General features: G+C 71.3%; 18 protein-coding genes. 11 read left to right on the forward strand and 7 right to left on the reverse strand.

Going from position 1 to position 20969, the window contains the following annotated elements; genetic code table 11:
• Positions 1–404: 404 nt before the first annotated feature.
• Positions 405–521 carry an HEXXH motif-containing putative peptide modification protein gene (locus tag Val02_RS29175; RefSeq protein ID WP_203902437.1) on the forward strand — a complete coding sequence of 39 codons (117 nt, stop codon included), beginning with the start codon at positions 405–407 and terminating at the stop codon, positions 519–521.
• A gap of 50 nt (positions 522–571) precedes the next feature.
• Positions 572–694: a hypothetical protein gene (locus Val02_RS48300; RefSeq protein ID WP_275415623.1), complete on the forward strand. Its 123-nt coding sequence runs from the start codon at positions 572–574 to the stop codon at positions 692–694.
• 6 nt (positions 695–700) lie between these two features.
• Here the strand turns inward: Val02_RS48300 and fxsT are convergent, their stop codons facing one another.
• Both fxsT and Val02_RS29185 read right to left on the reverse strand, forming a co-directional pair.
• Complete coding sequence (gene fxsT / locus Val02_RS29180; RefSeq protein ID WP_203902438.1) at positions 701–4060, reverse strand: FxSxx-COOH system tetratricopeptide repeat protein; 3360 nt, start codon at positions 4058–4060, stop codon at positions 701–703.
• 190 nt (positions 4061–4250) lie between these two features.
• Complete coding sequence (locus Val02_RS29185; protein WP_239153417.1) at positions 4251–5384, reverse strand: hypothetical protein; 1134 nt, start codon at positions 5382–5384, stop codon at positions 4251–4253.
• 398 nt (positions 5385–5782) lie between these two features.
• Between Val02_RS29185 and Val02_RS29190 the strand changes: the two genes are divergently transcribed.
• From Val02_RS29190 to Val02_RS29205, 4 genes are all read left to right on the forward strand, one after another.
• Positions 5783–7864, forward strand: a complete 2082-nt coding sequence (locus Val02_RS29190) for a hypothetical protein (RefSeq protein WP_203902440.1) — start codon at positions 5783–5785, stop codon at positions 7862–7864.
• Positions 7865–7869: 5 nt separating this feature from the next.
• Entirely contained in the window at positions 7870–9021 is a 1152-nt protein-coding gene (locus Val02_RS29195) for an MFS transporter (RefSeq protein WP_203902441.1), read from the forward strand.
• A gap of 107 nt (positions 9022–9128) precedes the next feature.
• Positions 9129–9329 (forward strand): PspC domain-containing protein, encoded by a 201-nt coding sequence (locus tag Val02_RS29200; protein ID WP_203902442.1) that lies wholly within the window; start codon positions 9129–9131, stop codon positions 9327–9329.
• Between the two features lie 77 nt (positions 9330–9406).
• Positions 9407–10291 (forward strand): S41 family peptidase, encoded by an 885-nt coding sequence (locus tag Val02_RS29205; RefSeq protein ID WP_203902443.1) that lies wholly within the window; start codon positions 9407–9409, stop codon positions 10289–10291.
• On the opposite strand, the gene Val02_RS29210 is transcribed toward Val02_RS29205, so the two are convergent.
• The 4 genes from Val02_RS29210 to Val02_RS29225 all read right to left on the reverse strand — a co-directional run bounded on the left by Val02_RS29210 (position 10223) and on the right by Val02_RS29225 (position 13462).
• Positions 10223–11200 (reverse strand): GlxA family transcriptional regulator, encoded by a 978-nt coding sequence (locus Val02_RS29210; protein ID WP_203902444.1) that lies wholly within the window; start codon positions 11198–11200, stop codon positions 10223–10225. The two genes, Val02_RS29205 and Val02_RS29210, sit on opposite strands and share 69 nt — an antisense overlap.
• A gap of 40 nt (positions 11201–11240) precedes the next feature.
• Entirely contained in the window at positions 11241–11981 is a 741-nt protein-coding gene (locus Val02_RS29215; protein ID WP_203902445.1) for a YaaA family protein, read from the reverse strand.
• 124 nt (positions 11982–12105) lie between these two features.
• Positions 12106–13089: an expansin EXLX1 family cellulose-binding protein gene (locus Val02_RS29220; RefSeq protein WP_239153418.1), complete on the reverse strand. Its 984-nt coding sequence runs from the start codon at positions 13087–13089 to the stop codon at positions 12106–12108.
• Between the two features lie 37 nt (positions 13090–13126).
• Positions 13127–13462, reverse strand: coding sequence for an MmcQ/YjbR family DNA-binding protein (locus Val02_RS29225; RefSeq protein WP_203902446.1), 336 nt, complete (start codon positions 13460–13462; stop codon positions 13127–13129).
• Positions 13463–13570: 108 nt separating this feature from the next.
• Here Val02_RS29225 and Val02_RS29230 point away from each other — a divergent pair, with 108 nt between their 5' ends.
• Genes Val02_RS29230 through Val02_RS29240 form a run of 3 tightly spaced genes read left to right on the forward strand, consistent with a single transcriptional unit; the run spans position 13571 to position 15844 of the window.
• Complete coding sequence (locus tag Val02_RS29230; RefSeq protein ID WP_239153419.1) at positions 13571–14860, forward strand: serine hydrolase domain-containing protein; 1290 nt, start codon at positions 13571–13573, stop codon at positions 14858–14860.
• Positions 14857–15486, forward strand: coding sequence for a DUF998 domain-containing protein (locus Val02_RS29235; RefSeq protein ID WP_203902447.1), 630 nt, complete (start codon positions 14857–14859; stop codon positions 15484–15486). The genes Val02_RS29230 and Val02_RS29235 overlap by 4 nt, the downstream gene beginning before the upstream one ends.
• A 13-nt stretch (positions 15487–15499) precedes the next feature.
• Positions 15500–15844: a PadR family transcriptional regulator gene (locus Val02_RS29240; protein WP_203902448.1), complete on the forward strand. Its 345-nt coding sequence runs from the start codon at positions 15500–15502 to the stop codon at positions 15842–15844.
• Between the two features lie 105 nt (positions 15845–15949).
• On the opposite strand, the gene Val02_RS29245 is transcribed toward Val02_RS29240, so the two are convergent.
• On the reverse strand, positions 15950–16573 hold the full coding sequence (locus tag Val02_RS29245; RefSeq protein WP_203902449.1) for a permease prefix domain 1-containing protein: 624 nt from the start codon (positions 16571–16573) through the stop codon (positions 15950–15952).
• 130 nt (positions 16574–16703) lie between these two features.
• Here Val02_RS29245 and Val02_RS29250 point away from each other — a divergent pair, with 130 nt between their 5' ends.
• Entirely contained in the window at positions 16704–18212 is a 1509-nt protein-coding gene (locus tag Val02_RS29250; RefSeq protein ID WP_203902450.1) for a multicopper oxidase family protein, read from the forward strand.
• A 68-nt stretch (positions 18213–18280) separates the two neighbouring features.
• The coding region (locus Val02_RS29255; RefSeq protein ID WP_203902451.1) for a beta strand repeat-containing protein at positions 18281–20969 on the forward strand (2689 nt) is incomplete at its 3' end.

Below are 20969 nucleotides of genomic sequence, written 5' to 3' on the forward strand. Positions count from 1 at the left end.
AGCCAACCACCGAGGACACCCGGCTAGGAGGAATCGGCACCGTGGAGCCATCGCCAAACGAGTTGGAGACGGACTTGATCGATCTCACCACCCTTCCGATCTCCGCTCTACGCACCTTCGACGAAGAGCTGCTGGCGCCGTCCGTGCAACGTGTACTGGTACAGGTTCAGCGGCCGCGGAACAATATCGGGACCGGCCCGCCGGGGCGGGCGGACTAGCGAGCGTAACGCGGCGACCGATGTCCAACAATTCTCGCGCCATGCCACAGCGCCATGCACTGCCCATTCCGCACTTTGTCGAACTCGCCCCGCTCGGCCCACTACCGCCCGCCGAATCCGCGAGGTGCGCAGCGCTTCGACGGGCGACGGATTCGGCGCCGCGCTCATTTCCCCGCGTCCGATCCGGTGACGCTCGCGGTCAGCCTGGTGCACGAGTTCCAGCACATCAAGCTCGGTGGGCTGCTGCACGTGTTGCCGTTCCTGCACGAACACGCACCCTCGGAACGGGTCGTCGCGCTCTGACGCGACGACCCGCGTCCGCTTTCCGGTCTGCTCCACGGGGCTGGCGCACCATGATCCGCAACCCGGAACTGGTCCGCGCCGTCTACCTCGCGGCTCTGCGGCACGAGTCACCGCTGTCGCCCGTGGCGGTCGCCGAGTGGCTCACCGACGACGACCGCCGGGCCCACCGCTGACCCTCGCTACAGCCCGAGCGGGTCCACGTCGCAGTCCGCCCGGAGGTTCTGAGCGGCGTTGAGGGTCGCGGGATGCCGGTCGCCCAGCGTCTTGCGGAAGCGTGTCATGGTGTCCGCGTACAGCAACTCCGCAGCCTGCTCGCGGTCCAGCGCGCGCAGGTCGAGGGAAAGGTTGGCCGCGACCGCCAGGGTCGACGGGTGGTCCGCTCCGAGGACACGAGCCGAACGCCCGTGGGTGTCGGTGTCGAGCTCGTACGCCTCCTGCGCCTGGTTGAGCACAAACAGGTCGCTGGCGAGGTTGGTCGCGCAGATCAGGGTGACGTTGTGGTCGGGACCCAGCGCCGCCAGCAGCAGTTCGAGAATCTCACGGTTGGAATCGTGTGCCGCGCCGACGTCTCCCAGCAGGCGCAGAACGACCGCGAGATTGGCGCGTGCCGACAGCGTGTGGGGATGCTTCGCCCCGAGTTTGCGCCGGTACCGGTCGACCGTGACCTCACCGAAGCTGCGGGCCGCTTCCAACTTGTTGTCGTCGCGCAGGTCGACCGCCAGGCTGAGGGTGGCGGCCATCGTGTCGGGGTGGTCCTCACCGTAGCGCCGCCGCAACCGCTCCCTCACTTCTTCGTTGAGCGCGCGCGCACCGGTGTGATCGCCCGCCTTTCGTCGGGCAACCGCCAGGTTTCGCCCGGCCCGCATCGCGGTCGGATTGTCGAGACCGAACGCGCTCACGGTGCTGCGGTAGGTCTCCTCCTGCCGGCGGCGGCTCTCGACGTAAAGGCCCAACTCGCGAATGTCGATGGCGAGATTGTGCAGAGCGGACAGTGTCTCGACGTCGTCGCTGCCGAGCACCTCGCATCGGCGCTGGTAGGTCTCCTCGTCCTGTCTGCGCGCGGCCGCGAAGTCGCCGGTGAGCCGGTAGCTGACACCCAGATTGTTCGCCGACCGGAGGGTCACCGGATCGTCGCGGCCGAAAATGCGGCAGCACACCGCGTACACCTCCTCGTCCAGCTCGCGGGACTCGGCGAAGCGGCCCGCCGTGCGGTGCGAGTAGGCGACCATCATCTTCGCCTCCAGCGTCCCCTCGTCCTCCTCACCGAATTGCTCGACGTGGAGAGCCAGGGTCCGCCGGAACAGCTCGTCCGCCTCGCGGTAATGCCCGAGGACGGTCCGCACGAAGCCGAGATAGCGCGCCAGGCGCAGCGCCTGTCCGCTGTCCTCGCCGAAGATCCGCAGGCGGTGCCGGTAGGCCTCCTCGGCGAACTCCAGGCATCCCTCGTGATCGCCCCAGTGATACAAGAACTCGACCATCTCGTAGACGAGTTCCTGCACGATCGGGTCGTCGGACTCCACAATCCGCGAGGCCATCGCGTGCGGCCGCACCGCTTGATACCCGGCCCAGCGGGTCCGTCGGGCCGGGCTGTGCGGATTGGCGTTCGCCAGTAAGGTGTGCGCGCCGCGGCGCATCTGGTCACGCTGCAGCCCGTTGAGACGTCCGACCAGGACGGCCTGTACCAGCCGGTGCATCTGCAGCGTGTTGTTGCGGTGGTCGAACCTCGCCAGCGCGTACCGCTGGATGTCCCGGATCGCCCGACCGAGCTTGATCGGGTCACGCAGCGTCTCGTCCAGCGGGTCCGCGATCAGGGACGGCGGCGATCCGGCGAAGAACCCCCGGGAGATCGGCTCCGGGGCGAAGAAGGAACAGACCTGCAGCAGTTGCAGCGCCGCCAGGTTGACCTCTTCCAGCTTGTCCAGCGACACGTTCCACGCGGCGGCGACGGAGATCTGGTAGTCCGGCGACGACGTGTCGTCGAGCAGTTCGATGCGCTTGTCCTCCAGCAGGCGGAGGTACTCGTCGACCGGCATCCCGGTGGCGGCGTGCCACGCGGCGGCCTGCTCGACGGCGAGCGGGAGGTCGCCGAGCGCTTCGGCGAGGCGGTCCGCGTCGTGCTCGGACAGCTCCGGCGTACGGGTGGTCAGGAAGCGCTTGCTCTCGTCCCGGGTGAAGACATCGACCTCGAGCGCACGGGCCACCGCCCGCCATTCCGGGTTTCGCGACGTCACCAGGATCTTGCCGGCGCCACCCGTCGGGAAGTACGCGCGCACCTCCTGCAACGACTCCGCGTTGTCGAACACGAGGAGCCATTCCTGATACGGGATCTTGCCGGTGCTCAGTGCTTCCTGAACGGCCGGAACGGCGCTGTTGGCCTCAGGGCTGACATCCAGGTTGAGGCGCTGGGCCAGTTTCGTCAGAGAGGCGAGAATCTGTCCGGGCTGCTCCGCCGGAATCCACCAGATCAGGTCGTATTCACGGCTGTGACGATGTACGTACTCGATCGCCACCTGCGATTTTCCGACGCCGCCCATGCCGTGCAGGGCCTGCGGAAGAACCGCCGTCTCGCGCGCGACGCGCAGGTCGGCGTGCAACCGGTCGAGCAATATCTGGCGGCCGGTGAAGTTGGGGTTGCGGGGCGGCACATCGCCCCAGACCTGCGGAAGCTGGTCCGCGATGCGTGCTGTGGAAGTAGCGGAAGGCATGTTATCTCGGTCCTCCTCGTCGGCGCCCCGTCGTTCGAGGCCAGCTGGCACGACGACGCTCCTATCGACGCCACTTTGTGACGATATGTTCGCTTGTCCAGCTGTGCCTGATTCGTGGCCGGAGACCTCCTCTCCGGCCACGAATCGGTTCTCGGCATCCGGGAGCGACCCCCGACCGCTCGCCGGAGGCTCTTCGGAGTCGGAGGACTGCTCGTGGTATGCCTCCCCGAGACCGAGGAAGTCGAGCTGCTCATGCAGCCATCGCCGCAGCGCGGCGGCGAGCGGGCCGCTGGTCACCTCGGCCGCGCGGGACACCAGGAGCAGCGCGGGAGGCAACACCGCCGGCGTCGCCGGCTCGGCGACCAGTTGGTCGAACGCGTGGAGGATGCCAACCGAACGGTCGACCAGGCTCGGCGAGACCTCGGCCGGCACGGAACGCCACCTCGCCGCCCCGGACAGGTCCGCGGCGCTCTTGAGGAGTTCACGCGCCCGCCGGATCTCGATGTCCGGCAGCAGGCCGGCGAGGCTGGCAGTCTCGATCAGGCGACAGGCGCGGCGGGCGGCGGCCTCTTCCGGCGCCATCGCCCGCAGGGCCGAGTGCAGCGCGCGCAGGCTCGGCGGATGTTCGAGGCAGGCGATGACGATACCGATGATGTGCAGACGCGCTTCCGGCCTTTCCCGCACATCCGGAAAGCTCTCACTGTCCTGCCGGATCAACGTGATCAACAATCGCCGGTCAGCGAGCGAACTCGCAAAGGGCAGGCTGACCAACGCGTCGACCAGGCCCATTCGCAGTTCGGTTGCCGGATCCCGGCGTCCGGCCACTTCGCTCACCGAACCCCCTGCACACCGAGCATGATCGCTGGACGCGCTGACACAACGCCGATCGAGGCATGCGCCACAGGCGTCGAATACATCGACAATATACGGTGAAAGAGGTTCGCAAAAAAATTGGGCCTCGGGACGGACGTACCGAGGCCCAAGGAACGCAATTTCGTAACTTCGGTCGCGCGGGACGGAAGGTTTACATCACCCGGGTGACGTCCTCCTCCTGGAACGCCCGCACCATCCGCCGCACATTCTCGTACAGCGTGCCGGCCCGGACCCCGATCACGTAGTGCGGCAGTTCGGCCAATTCCGCCAGTGCCCCGAACGTGCCGGGCACCGTCATGTACGGCGACAGCAGCACGACCGAGTGCGGCTGACCCAGGTCGACGGCCACGCAGCCCATCGTCGGGCACGCCCCGGTCTGGTACACCTCGAGCCCGTCGGCGCGGGAGCCGTAGCGTTCCTTGAACCGCTGGAACGACACCATCGCATCCTTGATCTTCGCCTGGAAGTCCTCGCCCCGTTGCAGCGACAGGTTGCGGGTGGACTCCGAGTCGGGATCCATGAGCACGCAGCGGTACCGGCCGCCACGGTCCAGGAAGTCGAGCACCGCGTCGCGGAAGTACGCGGGGCGTTCGGTCGTGACGAGGTAGCGGGCGCCGGTACGGATGGCGCTGCCGATGTCGACGATCTCGTGCACGGCGGCGCGCACGAGGCGGGCCTTCTCGACCTGGCTGGGGCGTTCGTGGTGGCCGAAGATCGGCACCGCGCCGGCGAGCCCGTGCGTGGCGAGCCAGGCCCGGTCGGCGTCACCCGGGCGGCGCGGCCCGGGACCGGTGGCCGCCACGTACACGTCGCGCCCCTCGAACGATCCGGCCCGTTCGAAGCGCTTGGCGAAGTCGCCGGCGACCTGGTACACGTCCTCCGAGACGGTGACGGTGTCGATCGGCGCCACCTTTTCCAGGTGCGCGACGAAGTTGATGTCCGGCGAGTACATGCGCCCCTCGAAGCCCACGCCGCGGTAGTTGATCGTGCCGCGGTGCACGGCGAGGCGCAGGTGCAGTTCGCCGCCGATGCCGAGGTCCTCGAACTCGTCGCGCAGGTGCCGCAGGTCCATCTCCAGCAGTTTCAACGCGAACGACAGCGTCACGTCGAGCGCGATGCTCTCGTCGGCGTCGTGGACGGCGAGGAAGCCGCCGTCGCCCGCCCAGCGCCAGACGTGCGCCCGCTCGCAGCGCCGGTCCCGCGCGACCGACGTCAGGCGTGCGACGACCTTCTCGTACAGCATGTCGAACGCGCGTGCCGCCCGGTCCCGGGGATTGGCTGACACGATGCTGGAATGACCCGCGGAATCCAGAAAAATCAGGAACACATTTTCGAATGTGCCTTCGGGTTCGAAATCCTCGACCACGCCCGGCTCCCCTCAACGGGATTTATTGATCAACGTCGGTCAACGCTCCATGGTCGCACGTCACGAGCCGCCGTTCCGTGCCGGAGGACACGCAACCATGCTCGGCAGCTCGACCGAACGACGCAAGCGCCCACCCGTTCGGGCAGCGTGGATTACCCGAGCAAATGTCGCGTCGGAATCGGAGTGAACTTCAATCGGCTGACGGGTCGTCTCTTTCGGATGCGCTCCGTCCGTTCAGCCATTGCGGCGGTGGACCCGTTGCCACCTATGGTGATTGCCGAATCACCGCTTCCGTGGCCCGGAAAGGCCTCGCAGAGATGACGGACATCGACCTGACCATCGTGCGGCCGGCCGAGGGGTCGGAAGCATTCCGGGAAGCCGCGCCGACGCTGCCGGCGGTGGCCACCGAGACGGTTCCGCACCCGGTGTGGAGCCTGCGGCACGTCGCCGTCGAGGGGCTCGGCGGGCACTGGTGCTTCGCCGTTCGCGGGCGCGGTCCCGGGTACGGGGCGGCGGGTGAGGTCCGGTTCGCGTTCGCGCCGGAGGAACACCCCGCGGCCGAGGTGTGGGTGGCGGGCGCCCGGGCCGTCGCCGAGGAGAAGCTTCCGGACGGCGAGCCGGACCGACGCGTGCTGTCCGACGTTCTCGCCGCTTTGGCGATGGAACGCCCATTGCTTGTCGTGCCGGGCACCCCCACGGCCGTCGCCGGGGTGCTGCGCGCGGTGCTGAGCGTCCTGCCCCGCCCGGTCGCCGCGGCGTGGACCTGGTCGACCTGCGCGCTGGAGGAGTCCACGACGGCGCCGCCGCTCGTGACCGGCCAGCCGTTGGACGGGACGCACACCGTCGAGGCGACCCCGGACTCCGGGGAACTGCACCGCTTCCTGAAGGACGCGCGGCGGATCAACGCGTTCGACGACCTGGTCGGGCACGCACTCACCGGCACGCAGCACGACCTCGCCGAGGTGATCGGGCGCAGCGCGGCGCCGACGCTCGTGGCGCTGCTGGACGAGATCGCGACCGAACTCGGCTCGCTGACCGCGGAAGACGTCGCGGGCGTACTCGCGGCGCCCACGACCGCCGGCCTGTCCCGCCTGCAGAACCGCCCGGACCTGGTGACCACCTGGGCCGAACGCCACCCGGCCGACGCCCTGCGCTACCTCGAACGCGACGAGGTCCCGACGCTGCGCGTGGCGGCGCTGGCCGGCCTGGTGTCGTTGCAGCGCACGGTCGCCGACAACGTGCTCGGCCTGCCGCCGGCCGACCGGCCCGGCTGGGCGGAACACCTCGCGGCGTTGCTGACGGAGTTCGAGCCGCACCGGCCCAACCGGGTGGCCCTGATGCGGGAGCTCGCCCGCCCCGGCGGCGTGCTCGGCGACCCCGAACGCCTCGGCGCCACCCACGACTGGCTGCGCCGCCTGGGCCTGTCCCCCGCGTCCGAGCCGGAACTCTTCCCGCCCCGGCCGGGCGTGGTGGTCGCCGACCTCGACGCGGAGGGTCTGGTGAGCCCGCGCGCCCTGGCCGAACTGCGCCGCGCCCCGAAGCCCGCCCGCCTGCTGCTGGACGCGGCGACGCGGGCCCGCCCGATGGCTCCGGAGACGGCCGCGGACGTGCTGGCCCACGCGGCGGCGCTGGGCGCGACGGACCTGCACGAACCGGCACAGGCGTTGACGCAGCGGGCGACGGCGCGCCGCGCGCTCGTCCCGGCCGCCGGCCGGCGCGCGTCGGCCCGATGGCTCGCGGCTCTGCTCGACGGGCTCGCGGCGCACGGAGTTCCGCCGGAGAGCCGGCGCACCGCCCTGAACGGCGGCCTGCTGGCCCTGCGGGCCCGCGGCGGTCGCGACCCGCTGGCGCTGCCCGCCCTGCGCGAGGCCGGCCGCGAGCTGGGCCTGACCGACCCCGAACCGGCACCGTCCACGTCGGACGGACGGCTGCGGGGATGGTTGCTGCGCATCGGGATCAGCGCGCTGGTGCTGCTGCTGTGCGCACTGGCGCTGTTCCTCAGCGGCGCCGGCCGGCAGCACGCGCTCGCCCCGCCCGCCGGCCTGCCGGCCGCCGCCACGAAGGCGCCGCCCGCCACGGAGGTCCGCGCCACCCGGAAGCAACAGTCCACTGTGGACGGCCCGGTGTCGTTCACCGTCGTCTTCGAGTCGTCGTTCGACGCCGACGCGGCGGTGGCGGAGTTCGACCGGCGGGTGGCGGGTCGCGGCGTGGCCGAGGTGACGCTGGTCGGCTACGGGGACAGCCCGCTCGTGGCGCGCAGCCGCGCCGAGGCGCTGCGGGACCTGTTGCGCGAACGCCGTCCCGCGCAGTTCGCCGCCGCGCGGGTGCATCCGCCGCGCGGCCGCCCCGCCGACGGGCACCGGCTCGGCAGCGTGGAGGTCACGGTCCGTTTAGCGTAGGGCGGATGCGGACGCCGTTCCTGATCGTCGCCAACACGCTCGCGACCCTGCCCGTCGCGATGCGGCCGCTGCTGCTCGTGCTGCTCGGTCACGACCGGACGGACAGCTTCGCGGTGGCGGGCGCCGGCGCCGCGGCGGCCTCGGTCTGCCTCGCGGTCTCGGCGCCGTTCTTCGGTCGGCTCCTCTCGTCGAACGGGCACCGCGCGATCCTCTCCGCGACCGGTGTGCCGTTCGTGGTGGTGCAGGTCGGCCTGGCGTTCGTGACGCACCCGGTGGGCTTTGTCGTGGGGTGCGCACTGCTGGGGCTCTGCACCCCGCCGACGATGAGCAGCGGCCGCAGCATGATCGCCCGGCTGGTGCCGCCGGAACGCCTCACCCGCGCGTACAGCCTCAACGCCATCGCGCAGGAGTTCCTCTATCTGGGCGGGCCGCTGTGGGTGACCGGGCTCGTGGCGCTGGCCGACGCGCCGGCGGCCGTGCTCGCCACGTGCGCCGTCGGGGCGTTGGGCCTCCTCGGCGCCGTGGCGGCGGTGCCGTCCGGCCTCGCGCCGGAGCGTCCCGACGGGGCGAAGGGGGGTTCGGCGATCGCGGCCGCGCCGATCCGCACGATTCTCGGGGTGCACTCGCTGTACCTGACGTCGTTGGGCGCGATGTGGGTGCTGGTGCCGGCGTTCGCGAACGAGCTGGGCGAGCCGGGCCGCGCCGGTGTGCTCGTGACGGTCTGGTCGCTGGGGAGCCTGATCGGCGGGGCGGTACTGGCGGCGCGTGGCCGGCGCGTGCCGTTGCGCACGGCGTACGTGGGCCTGCTGGCGACCCTGGCGGTGACGTCCGTGCCGCTGGCGACGATCGGTTCGCTGGGCTGGTTCGCCGTGGTGGTGCTGGGTTTCGGCCTGCCGCTCGCCCCGTTCCTGGCCACCACCGACGAACTGGTCGCGACGGCGGCCCCGCCCGGTACCGCCGGCGAGGCGTACGGCTGGCTGATGACCGCGGGCCAGACGGGAAGCGCGGTGGGTTCGGCCGTGGCGGGTGCGGTCGCGGACCGGGGCGCGGTGGGTGCGCCGTTCCTGGTGGTGTCGGTGGCGCTGGTCGCGGCGCTGGTGCTCGCCCTGGTCCGGCGGCGCACGCTCCGCATTCCCGTAGGGAGCACCCCCACCTGAAGATACGGGCGCACTACTCCTTCGTGCTGAGGATAGGAATGGGCCGGCTGGGTAACTTTGAGTCAGGTCGATGGCCGAACGAGCCAGACCTCAGGGAGTGAATAGCAATGGCCAACCTCGTCCGACCCCGTGACAACCGCTGGATCGCCGGGGTCTGCTCCGGTCTCGCCCGCCGCTTCGGGATGTCCCCGCTGACGGTGCGGCTCCTGTTCCTGCTGTCGTGTCTGCTGCCCGGTCCGCAGTTCATCGTCTACCTGGTGCTCTGGGTGATGATGCCGAACGAGGACCGGTACCACGCGCACGTGTAACCCATAAAGCGTCAAGAGTCATTGACTCTTAAACCCCTCCCGTGGTGCACTGAACGCACTACGGGAGGGGCATTTTCATGATCGGCGAACTCATCCGACTGCTCGACGCGCACTACGTGTTCCCGGAGGTGGCGGCCGAGCTGGGTCCGGTTCTGCGGGCCGGCCGGTATCCGGATGCCGAGCGCGACGCTCCCGGGTTCGCCGCGGCGGTCACCGCCGACCTCCAATCCGTCAACGGGGACAAGCACCTGCGCGTGCTGCACCACGAGACGCCGCTCCCCGCCGGCCACGGCGAGGAGGAGACCGACCTGGACACCATGCGCCGCTTCGCCGACCGGCACGGCGGCGGCCTGCCCCGGGTCGAGGTGCGCGAGGACAACGTCGGCTACCTGGCCGTGCGGCCGCTACTCTTCCCGTCGGTGCTCGTCGGCGATGCCGTCGCGGCGGCGTTCACGCTGCTCAAGGGGACCGACGCGCTCGTGCTGGACCTGCGCGAGTGCCTCGGCGGCGAGCCCGGCACCGTGGCGCTGGTCGCCGGTTACCTGACCGGCACCGAGCCCGTCGAGCTGAGCGGCATCTACGAACGCGCCACCGACCGGATCCGTCAGGCGTGGACGTCGGCCTACCTGCCCGGCCCCCGCTACGGCGCCGAACGGCCGCTGTACGTGCTGATCGGGCCGAAGACGTTCTCCGGCGGGGAGGCGCTCGCGTACGACCTGCAGCAGATGAGGCGCGCCACCCTGATCGGCGAACCCACCCGCGGCGGCGCGCACCCCCGCATCGGCCTGCGCCTCGCCGACCACTTCGAGGCGACGATCCCCACCGGTCGCTCGGTGCATCCGGTCACCGGCGAGAACTGGGAGGGCGTCGGCGTGCGACCGGACGTGCGCTGCCTAGCGGGTGATGCTGCCCTGATGGCGTTCGACATGGCGTCTGAAGGTATGGCGGTACGCGGAGGGTGACACTCCGATCGTGTCCCTGAGATGGGCGCGCATCGAGGCGGCGGTGCCGAAGCCCGCGCGGCGAGCCACGTGATCCACGCCGAGGTCGGTGGTCTCCAACAGGTGGCGGGCCAGGTCCACACGCTGGTTGATCAGCCACTGCGCCGGGCTGACCCCGACCTCCTCGCGGAACCGCCGGGTGAACGTCCGCACGCTCGTGCGCGCGTGGCGGGCCAACTCGACCAGGGCGATCGGCTCGTGCAGCCGCTCCAGCGCCCACTCGCGGGTGGCGGCGGTCGAGGACGTCGACGGCGGCGGTACCGGCCGCTCGATGAACTGCGCCTGCCCGCCGTCGCGCCACGGCGGCACGATCAGGTAGCGGGCGACCTGGTTGGCGACGGCGGCGCCGTGGTCCAGCCGGACGATGTGCAGGCACAGATCCACGCCGGCGGCGGCCCCGGCCGAGGTCAGCACGTCCCCGTCGTCGACGAACAGGACGTCCTGGTCGAGTTCGACGTCGGGGAAGAGCTCGGCGAAGCGCTCCGTGTGCCGCCAGTGCGTCGTGGCCCGCCGCCCCGCGAGCAGCCCGGCGGCCGCCAGCACGAACGACCCCGTGCAGATCGACACGATCCGCGTGCCGGGTCGGATCCGGTCGAACGCCGCCCGCACCGGCTCCGGCAGCTCCCGCCCCGTGAACCAGCGCGCCTTCACCGAGAAGGCCGGAATGATCACCGTGTCCGCGGTCGCCAGCGCCTCCGGCCCGTGCCCGACGGTGATCCCGTAGTCGGAGGAGGTGCGCACCGGCCCACCGTCGACGCTGCAGGTCACCACCTCGTACGCCCCGCCGGGCACGCTGTCGAAGATCCGTCCCGGCATCGACAGCTCGAACGGGAACACCCCGTCGAGCGCCAACACGACCACCCGATGCATGGCCCGATCCTTGCACACGACGGCTTTCGGGCCAGCACGCTCAGATCTCGGTGACCACCAGGTCGACGCCCGCGTCCGTCTCCTCGACCGTGTACCCGAGGTCCCGCAGCGCCTCCACGAGCTGCTTCCGGTTGCGCGGCAGCACGTTCCGCGTGGCGAGGGTGCGCACCAGCCGGCCCTTGGTGGCCTTGTTGAAGTGGCTGACGACGGAGCGCTGCGGGACGCCGTTCACGTCGCGCTCGTGCAGGATCCGGACGGTCACCGTCCGCCCGTCCGGCGGCCACATCGCGGCGTATCCGGTCGAACGCAGGTCGAGCACGAGCCCCGGCGGCGGGGCCAGATCCTGCTTCCGCCAGAACGCCGTGAGCCCGCCCACGCCCGGCAGCCGCACACCGGCCGAGCAGCGGTACGCGGGGATGCGGTCGCCGAGGCGCACCACGCCCCAGAGCGCGGAGTAGACGAGCACCCGCCGGTTGGCGTACCGCTTCGCGGCCGCGGTGAGCGTCGCCGGGTCGAACGCCTCGTACAGCACGCCGGAGTAGACCTTCGCGGCAGGCGCGGCCGGGGCCGTTCGCAGCGCGGCGTTGCGGGCGATCTCGCCGTCCTGCCCGGCGCTCAGGCCGAGCGCGGCGCGCGCCTCGTCCGGGCTCATGCCGGTCAGCGCGTCGAGCACCTTCTCCCGGGCCGGGTTCAGCTCGGGCGCGGAGAGTTCGGCGAGGTCGAGCGCCTTCCCCCGGCTGGCGGCGCGCTTACCCTCGGACGGCGGCAGCAGTACGAACACGCGGGGAATTATGCCGACCCGGCGGCTCCGCTCGTCGATCTTGCAGTTGTGGCGCCCGGATTGCCCGCTTGGGTGGCGTTATGCGCCCATCACAACTGCAAGATCGGCGACGGCGTGAGGTGGGCTAACCGCCGCAGCCGCCGTCGCGGTCGGCGGGCTTCGGGTCGGTGGCCGGCGGTGCGGCGAGCGCGGGATCGGCGGCGGCCGGGCTGTCACCGGCGGTCGGCGGCGCGGAGGCCGACGCCGGCGCGGACGGGCTGCCGGCGGGCGTTGCGGCGGGTGGCGCGGTCGTCGCGCGGGGTGCCGCCCCGGCCGCGCCCGAGTACATGTTCACATTTGTCCGCTGGACGCTCTCCGGTGAAAGTTTCACGCCCGGGACGGTCGTCTGGCGCCCCGTCGAGTCGGTCAGCCGCAGCGTGAACGGCCCGCCGCCGGCGCCGTTCTCGTCGATCCAGTAGTTGAAGTCGGTGCGCGGGAGCTTCTGGAAGCCGCCGCCGGACTGGAGTTCGACGGAGGTGAGCGCGTTGCCGTGGTTGTCGATGCGCAGCGCCAGCCAGTACTGCGACGAACCCTCCTTCACCCGCACCGTCACCGGTCCGGGAACGGCCGGGTCGCGCGCCGTCGTGTACGTGATCGGGATGATGCCGTCGACCGGATTGCCGATGCGTTCGAACGCCTCGCGACTCAGGTCGATGTGGCCGGCCGCGCACTCCGGGCACTGGTCGGTGACCTTGACGCGCACGCTTCCCTTGGGGCCGTTGACATCCAGGTAGGAGCCGCAGGCCGCGCCGGCCCGGTACTCCGAGGGCCCGAGCGCCACCACGAGCGGGCTGCTCACCTTGTCGAACGAGCAGTTCCCGCCCCCGTCGGCGGCGTAGAACGTCGCCTTCCCCGAGGCCTTGGCCGCCGCCTGCGGGATCGCCGCCGCACACGCCGCGCCGCTGGTCTGCACCATCACGACCGAGACGGAGAGCGCCGCGAGGACGGCGGCGCCACCGCCGAGCAGCCACCAGCGCCGCTGTCCCCGCCAGAACGCCCCCATGCGGGAGGGCGCCCGCCGGGCACCCCGTCCGGGGGAAGCGGAAGCCGTTTCGGGATCACCTGACACGGACGGGACCGTACCCGAGCGGACCGGCCGGGACGACTCACCGATCGAGGGATGCCGCCAGCCGGCGGGGTGCCGAGTGCCGCCAGGCTTCGGTGATCAGTTCGCGCACCTCGTCCGCGAACGCGCACCGCAGCCGCACCCTCACCCAGGCGTACCGGCCGGAGCCCCACGACTCCCCGAACGCCTCCGGATCGCTCGCGACCAGCGCCTCCTGCTCCTCCCGCAGCGCCTTGAGGGTCAGCACGCCCTCGCCCTCGTTGCAGTACGCGAACGCCCGATCGCGCACCCGCAGGCTGACGAGCCCGTCGCGGCTCTCCCGCAGGGTCGACTCCGGCAGGTCGAGCGCGAAGCCGAGCGCCTCGTCAAAGGTCATCCGATGGCGTTCCTCCATGCGGCCCGTTATACCGGCCGGGTCTGACGTTTCCGCCCTCCCATGATCGGCGGCACCGCCCAGGGCCGGCGGCGCGGGAGGATGGACGGTGTGCGGATCTCCAGGCGAGCGGCCCTGACGGCAGCCACCGGCGCGGCGGCGGCGGCCGCGGCCGGCACGACGGCAGTGGTGCGCGCCGCCCGCGACCGCACGCGGAAGCACCCGCCCGCTACCGGCGACGAGGCGGCCGCAGCCCAGCCGGCGAGCCCGGCGCAGCCCGCGAGCCGGCCGCCCGCCGGCCCCGGCCCGTTCCGCACCGAACCCGCCCCCTACGCCGACGCCGTCACCCGGGCGGCCGCCCGGTACCTCGCTCCCACGCCCGACCGCCCCCGCTACCCCACCTACGCGGGCGCCGTCGTCCTGGCCGTCGTCGACGGCGTGATCACCGTGCACACGGCCGTCGGTGACGCCGTTCGGTACGGGCCGGGGCCGACCGAGCTGCCCGCCGAACGGCGCGTCCCGATGCGCCCCGACGCGATCTTCGACCTGGCGTCGATCACCAAGGTGTTCACCGCGACGGTCGTCATGCAGCAGGCCGAACGCGGCCGCATCGACCTCGACGCGCCGGCGGCCGAGTACCTCGGGGAGTTCGACCGGAGGGTCTCGATCAGGATGCTGCTGGCACACAGCGGCGGTCTCCCCGACGGCGTGTCCCTGACGGGCCTGCCGGACGCGGCGGCTCGCCGGGCGAAGATCCTCGCCGTCCGGCCGGTCGACACCCCGGGCACCGTCTTCCGCTACGCGGACACCAACCTGCTCGTTCTCGGGGAGTTGCTGCGGACGGTCACGGGCGAGCCGCTGGAACAGCTCATCCGCACCGGTGTCACCGATCCGCTCGGCATGCGCGACACCGGCTTCCGGCCGGCGCGGAGCCCGCGGCTGGTGGCCACCGACGTGGGGCGCGGACTCGGCGAGGTGCACGACCCGAACGCGCTTGCCATGGGCGGGATCGCGGCGCACGCCGGCATGTTCGGGACGGCGTACGACCTGGCGCTCCTCGGCCACGCGCTCACGGGGACCACCCTCCTGAACGCCGAGTCGATCAGGCTCATGACGACGGATGTCAACCGCGGCATCCGGGCCGTCGACCCGGAGAACCGCCCCGACCGCACCTCGTCGCACGGTCTCGGCCTGGAGGTCGACCAGCGGTGGTTCATGGGTGGGCTGGCCGGCGGCGGGGCGTTCGGGCACACCGGCTTCACCGGGGTCTCGCTGGTGGTGGCACCCGCTCGCAAGATCGTGCTGGTATTGCTGACGAACCGCGCGCATCCCGACTGGCGCCGTTCGCAGGCGGACGCGGCGCGGCAGTCCGTCGCGAACGCCCTCCTGGAGCACCTGTGACTCGTCTGCTCAGCCTCTCCGGTTCGGTCGCCACGGCGCTGGCCGTCGTCGTGATCGCGGCACTGCACGTCACGCCGCCGTCGAGCTATGTCGACCCGGTGCGGCGCACGATCAGCCAGTACGCGCACGAGAGCAACGGCTGGGTGTTCAACCTCGGCGTGCTGCTGCTGGTGGCCGGTTCGGTGGCGATCCAGGCGGCCCTGATCAGGGCGAACGTGCTGGCGCCCGGCTCGACGGGCTCGGTGGCGTTGGCGCTGTGGAGCCTGAGCCTGGCGGCGGTCGTGTACTGGCCGAAGCACAACTGGCAAGTGGGACCGAGCGCCTCCGGCGACATCCACCGGGTGGCGAGCCTGGTGGCGTTCCTCAGCCTGCCGGTGGCCGCCGTCCTGATCGGGTCGCCGTGGCTCACGCACGAGCGGTGGCGCCACCATGCCCGCGCCACGCTGGTGCTGGGGATCCTCTCGGTGCTGGCGTTCGCGCCGATCGTGTACGCGTTCGTGGCGGAGCCGTTCACCGGGGTGCGCTGGTGGCGGGCGATCCCGCTGGGCGCGGTCGAACGCGTGCTCGTGCTCACCGAGGTGGCGGGCGTCCTCTCGTTGGGCTGGTGGGCCGCGCGGGTCAGGTAGGTAGCCTGGCTACATGAAGCCGGACGTGCTGCGTGGGCATCTCGACGCCATGATCCTCGCCGTGCTGGAGGACGAGCCGCGGCACGGGTACGCGATCATGGAGGCCCTGCAGCGGGCCAGCGGCGGCGCCCTCGACCTGCCGACCGGCACCCTCTATCCCGCGCTACGCCGCCTCGAACGCGCCGGCCTCCTGCACAGCGAATGGGCCACCGTCGGCGGCCGCAAGCGGAGGACGTACAGGTTGACCTCGGAGGGCTCTCAAACCCTCGCCGCCGAGCGCGTGGAGTGGCGATCGTTCGCGGTCGTCGTCGAAGAAGTTCTAAAGATTCATGTCGCACGTCCGTCGGGGGCGCTCTAAAGATTCATGTCGCACGTCCGTCGGGGGCGTGACCGTAGTTCCCAGCCGCACCGCTCCGGGCCGGTCCGCTTCGCGTGACCGGCCACTCCGCTGCCGCGTCCGCGTCTACCCAGATCTCAAGCAGCGGTGGCCCGATCGGATCAGCACGAGCATCGGCACCAGCAGCACCACGGCCAGCCACAGCACGTTGTCGGCGGCGCCTGGGCCGATGAGCGTCATCGTGGCGCCGAGCAGCGCGAAGAGCACACCGGCACCATTGGCCAGGAGGCCCGCCGCGCGGGTGACCCGGGTGGAGTGACCGGCGAGACGGATCGCCAGGAGAAGGGCGGCCGCCGCCAGCAGGGTGGCGGTGCCGCACCACTCCATCAGGACGTCGATCACCGTGTGCAGCGGGCCGGGTGAGTCCGAAGCGGTCGTGGTGCCCAGGTGGGGGCGTAGGTAGTTCCAGAAAAGGGGCTGGCCGCCGATGGCGAGAAGGATGCCGACGGCCGTGCGGCGGGCCTGGATCATGCCCAACTCGACCTGATAACCCGCCGCGATCTCGCGCACCTCGCCGAAGTCCTCGACCGCGCGCCGGGCGGCGGCGTCCGCGTCGTAGCCGGCGCGCCCGTACGCCTCCGCGGCGTCGACGAGGCTGTCGCGCACCTCGGTGAGCAGGTCGGCGCGGGCCCGGCGGGGGCCACGCAGCGCGCGGCCGAGCCGGGTGACGTAGGCGTCGACGAGCTCCACCGGCCAAGTATCCGTGCCGGGGTGCGGGCCCGACTCGGGGATCGCCCCGAGGAGCGCTCCCCGATGTACGACGGCTCGACATGAAGACACGCTACATGTAGATGTCCTTACTATCGGGGAGCGCAGAACCGTGCGAAACACCGCCGTCCGCCGCGTGCTCGTCACGCTGGCCGTACTCGGAGTCCTGTGCTGCGGTGCCGGCACCGCGGCCGTGACCTGGCTGTGGAGCGCGAAGTCGGTCTCGACCGTCGGCAACGTGGCGTTCGGCAACCGGCTGGCGATCCCGCCGCTCGCCGCGTCCACGGTCGACGCCGAGGGGCGCCGCGTGTTCGACCTGCGCGCCGGGGCCGGCAGTCACGACTTCGGCCGCGGCGCGGCCCCCACCTGGGGCTTCAACGGCTCCTACCTCGGCCCGACCCTGCGCGCCACCCGCGGCGAGAAGGTGCTGGTCAACGTCTCGAACGCGCTTGCCGAGGAGACCTCCGTGCACTGGCACGGCATGCACCTGCCGGCCGCGATGGACGGCGGCCCGCACCAGTCGATCGCCCCCGGCGGCACGTGGTCACCCACCTGGACGGTGAACCAGCCGGCCGCCACGCTCTGGTACCACCCGCACCCGCACGGGACCACCGCCGAGCACGTGTACCGCGGGCTCGCCGGGATGTTCATCGTGGACGACCCCGCGACATCCGTCGGCGCGCTGCCGCACGAGTACGGCGTCGACGACATCCCGGTGATCGTGCAGGACAAGCGGCTCGACGGCGACGGGCGCCTGGACGAGTCCAACCCGGCGTTCAGCGGCGCGGGCATCCTCGGCGGGACCATCGCCGTGAACGGCACCGTCGACCCGTTCCTCGACGTGACGACCGAGCGGGTGCGGCTGCGCCTGCTCAACGGCTCGAACGTGCGCTCCTACGACTTCGGCTTCGCCGACGACCGCCGGTTCGCGCTGGTGGGCACCGACGGCGGCCTGTTGAGCGCGCCGCACGGGACGAACCGGATCATGCTCTCCCCCGGTGAGCGCGCCGAGATCGTGGTGACCGTTCGGGCCGGCGAACGGGCGATCCTGCGCAGCACCCCGCCGAAACTGGGGCTCGGCGGCATCGCGGACCGCTTCAACGGCGGCGCCGACTCCTTCGACATCCTCGAACTGCGCGCGGCTCCCACGCTCGCCGCCCGCCCGCAGGTGCCGGCGCGGCTGGTCGACGTGCCGCGGCTCGACCCGGCGACGGCGGCGCAGCGCCGCACGTTCACGCTCAGCGGCCACAGCATCAACGGCCGCAAGATGGAGCACGAACGGGTCGACGCGGCCGTGCTGAAGGACAGCGTCGAGGTGTGGAAGGTGACCAGCAACGACGGGGAGCCGCACAGCTTCCACGTGCACGACGTGCAGTTCCAGGTGTCCACAATGGACGGTAAGGCGCCGCCGCCGCAGCTGGCGGGCTGGAAGGACACGATCTACCTGACGCCGGGAGTGCGTTTCGAGATCATCGCGCGGTTCGCCGACTACGCGGATCCGGCGACGCCGTACATGTTCCACTGCCACACGCTTTACCACGAGGACCGGGGAATGATGGGCCAGTTCGTGGTGGTGGAGAAGGGCCAGCAGCCGGCCGTGCGGCACTCCGGCCATAACTGACTTCAGTTCGTGTTCACGAAATTACACTGAGTGGGTTTCTTTGCACACTATGTGACGGGATATCCCACATGGCACGAATCTCCGGCGGCCGGATCCTGCGTTCGGTCGGAGCAGTCCTCGTCCTGGCGGCGACGCTGCCGTTCGTCTGCTCCGGCGGTCCGGCCGCCGCGGTGCCACCGCCCACGTGCGGCTCGAGCACGGTCACCGTCACCCGGGTCTCCTCGCCCGTGCTCTACCTGGAGACCGGCACCACGCTCAACAGCATGTACGCCGGCTACCGGATCGCGAACTCCACCGGCTCCGCCTACTCCGACCTCTGGGTGCAGCTCGGCGGCTTCGGCGGCACGGCGAAGATCAAGCTGGCCACGTCGGAGAGCGGGCTCGCGCATCCCGGACGGGTCGCGGCGGGCGCCTCCACCACGGCGTTCTTCTACCTCACCGCCACCGAGAAGGTGACCAGCGCCGAGACGCACACGCTCAGCGTCTACACGACCCGCCCGGACCTGGCCGGCGCGGCGATGTGCACCAGTTCGTTCTCCCTGACCTCCGACACTGACATCGAAGCGGCGGCCAACAAGGTCACCTCCGTGACGGCCTCGCCGAGCACGCCTCAGCTCGGTGGCCGGCTGACCGTGACGGTCATCGGGGACACCGGGCAGATGAACAACCCCGCGACGTTCGCCGCCTCCCCGGCCTCGTACTCGACCTGGCCCGCCGGGGCGTTCCGGCTGGTCGGCTCGTCGATCGTGATGACCGGTGGGAACAGCACCACGATCACCGACAACCTCTTCCCGACCGGCCTCGCCCAGTCCGACACCCACTACGTCGCCACGTACACGTTCGCGGTCACCGGCACCACGGCCACGAGCACGCCGGTCAGTCCGATGAACCACATCAGCAGCGGCAACCAGATCAAGCACACCAAGACCGACACGGCCTACACGGCGCTCTCCCCGATTCCCCCGCCGGTCAACAACACCACGCTCGGGCTCACCGTCTCCCCGGCCGGGCTCCCCGGCGGCGGCACGGTCACCTACACCGTTCCGGTGCAGAACGCCGGCACCGTCGACGTCACGCTCGACGACATCACCGTGACCCTGCCCGCGTCGGTCTCCGTCACGGCGGGCACCAGCGCCTGGAACGGCTCCACCATCACCGATCCCACGGTCAGCGGCACCACGGCGACGTTCCTCGGCACGCTGACCGTCGCGGCCGGCACGACGCGCAACCTGACGTTCCAGGCGACGATCCCGGCGCCCGACGGCCTCTACACGGCCTCCGCGTTCGGCCACTTCATCTCGACGACGATCGACACCACCACCTCCACCGGCGACAGCACACCGGCGACGGCAACGGTCGTCAACTCTCCCCCGCCCACCGTCACGTCGCTCAGCCCGGCGACGGGCGTCACCCTCGGCGGCACCACCGTCGTGATCACCGGCACCAACCTGTCCGGCGCCACCGCCGTTCACTTCGGTGCGGTGGCGGTCACGTCGTTCACCGTGGACAGCAACACCCAGATCACCGCCACGGCACCCGCCGGGACCGGCACCGTGGACGTCACGGTGACCACACCGATCGCCACCTCGGCCACGGTGCCCGGTGATCAGTACACCTACACGTCGCCGCCGGCGGCCCCGACCCCGCCCGCGCTGACCTCCACGGGCATCGGCACCGCCGACCAGACGACGACGATCACCATCCCGACGTCCGGCACCGCCACCCTGCTGAACGGCGCCACACCGGCGACCAGCGTCACCACGTCAGAGGGCACCTACACCCTGTCCGGCAGCACCATCACGTTCACGCCGGTACTCGGCTTCTCGGGTCAGGCCGCCCCGGTCACGTACCGCGTCGCCGACCAGTACGGCCAGACCGGTTCCAGCACCTACACGCCCACCGTCACCAAGCCCACCGGCCCCACCCCGCCGGCGCTCACCTCCACCGGCATCGGCACCGCCGACCAGACCGCCACCGTCACCATCCCCACCTCCGGCGCGGCCACCCTCCTCGACGGCGCCACGCCGGCGAACACGGTGACGACGGCCGAGGGCACCTATGTCCTGTCCGGCACCACGATCACCTTTACGCCGGTGCTCGGCTTCTCCGGTCAGGCCGCCAGCCCGGTTACCTACCGGATCACCGACGCCTACGCCCAGAACGGCACCAACACCTACACCCCCACCGTCACCAAACCCGGCGGACCCACCCCGCCGGCGCTCACCTCCACCGGCGTCGGCACCGCCGCGCAAACCGCCACGGTCACCATCCCCACCTCCGGCGCGGCCACCCTCCTCGACGGGTCCACGCCGGCGTCCAGCGTGACCACGGCCGAGGGCACCTACACGTTGGCCGGCACCACGATCACGTTCACGCCGGTGCTCGGCTTCTCGGGTCAGGCCGCCAGCCCGGTCACCTACCGGGTCACCGACGCCTACGCCCAGAACGGCACCAACACCTACACCCCGACCGTCACCAAACCCGGCGGACCCACCCCGCCGGCGCTGACCTCCACCGGCGTCGGCACCGCCGACCAGACCACCACCGTCACCATCCCCGCATCCGGCACGGCCACCCTGCTCGACGGCGCCACGCCGGCGAACACGGTCACCACCGCCGAGGGCACCTACGTCCTCTCCGGCACCACGATCACGTTCACGCCCGTACTCGGCTTCTCCGGCCAGGCCGCCAGCCCGGTCACCTACCGGATCACCGACGCCTACGCCCAGAACGGCAGCAACACCTACACCCCGACCG

The organism is Virgisporangium aliadipatigenens (assembly GCF_016863615.1).
Classification (GTDB): domain Bacteria; phylum Actinomycetota; class Actinomycetes; order Mycobacteriales; family Micromonosporaceae; genus Virgisporangium; species Virgisporangium aliadipatigenens.

Coding starts and splice junctions, on each gene's coding strand:
- Val02_RS48300 (WP_275415623.1), top strand. CDS start 572: ATGATCCGCAACCCGGAACTGGTCCGCGCCGTCTACCTCGCGGCTCTG.
- Val02_RS29190 (WP_203902440.1), top strand. CDS start 5,783: ATGACGGACATCGACCTGACCATCGTGCGGCCGGCCGAGGGGTCGGAA.
- Val02_RS29195 (WP_203902441.1), top strand. CDS start 7,870: ATGCGGACGCCGTTCCTGATCGTCGCCAACACGCTCGCGACCCTGCCC.
- Val02_RS29200 (WP_203902442.1), top strand. CDS start 9,129: ATGGCCAACCTCGTCCGACCCCGTGACAACCGCTGGATCGCCGGGGTC.
- Val02_RS29205 (WP_203902443.1), top strand. CDS start 9,407: ATGATCGGCGAACTCATCCGACTGCTCGACGCGCACTACGTGTTCCCG.
- Val02_RS29210 (WP_203902444.1), bottom strand. CDS start 11,200: ATGCATCGGGTGGTCGTGTTGGCGCTCGACGGGGTGTTCCCGTTCGAG.
- Val02_RS29225 (WP_203902446.1), bottom strand. CDS start 13,462: ATGACCTTTGACGAGGCGCTCGGCTTCGCGCTCGACCTGCCGGAGTCG.
- Val02_RS29240 (WP_203902448.1), top strand. CDS start 15,500: ATGAAGCCGGACGTGCTGCGTGGGCATCTCGACGCCATGATCCTCGCC.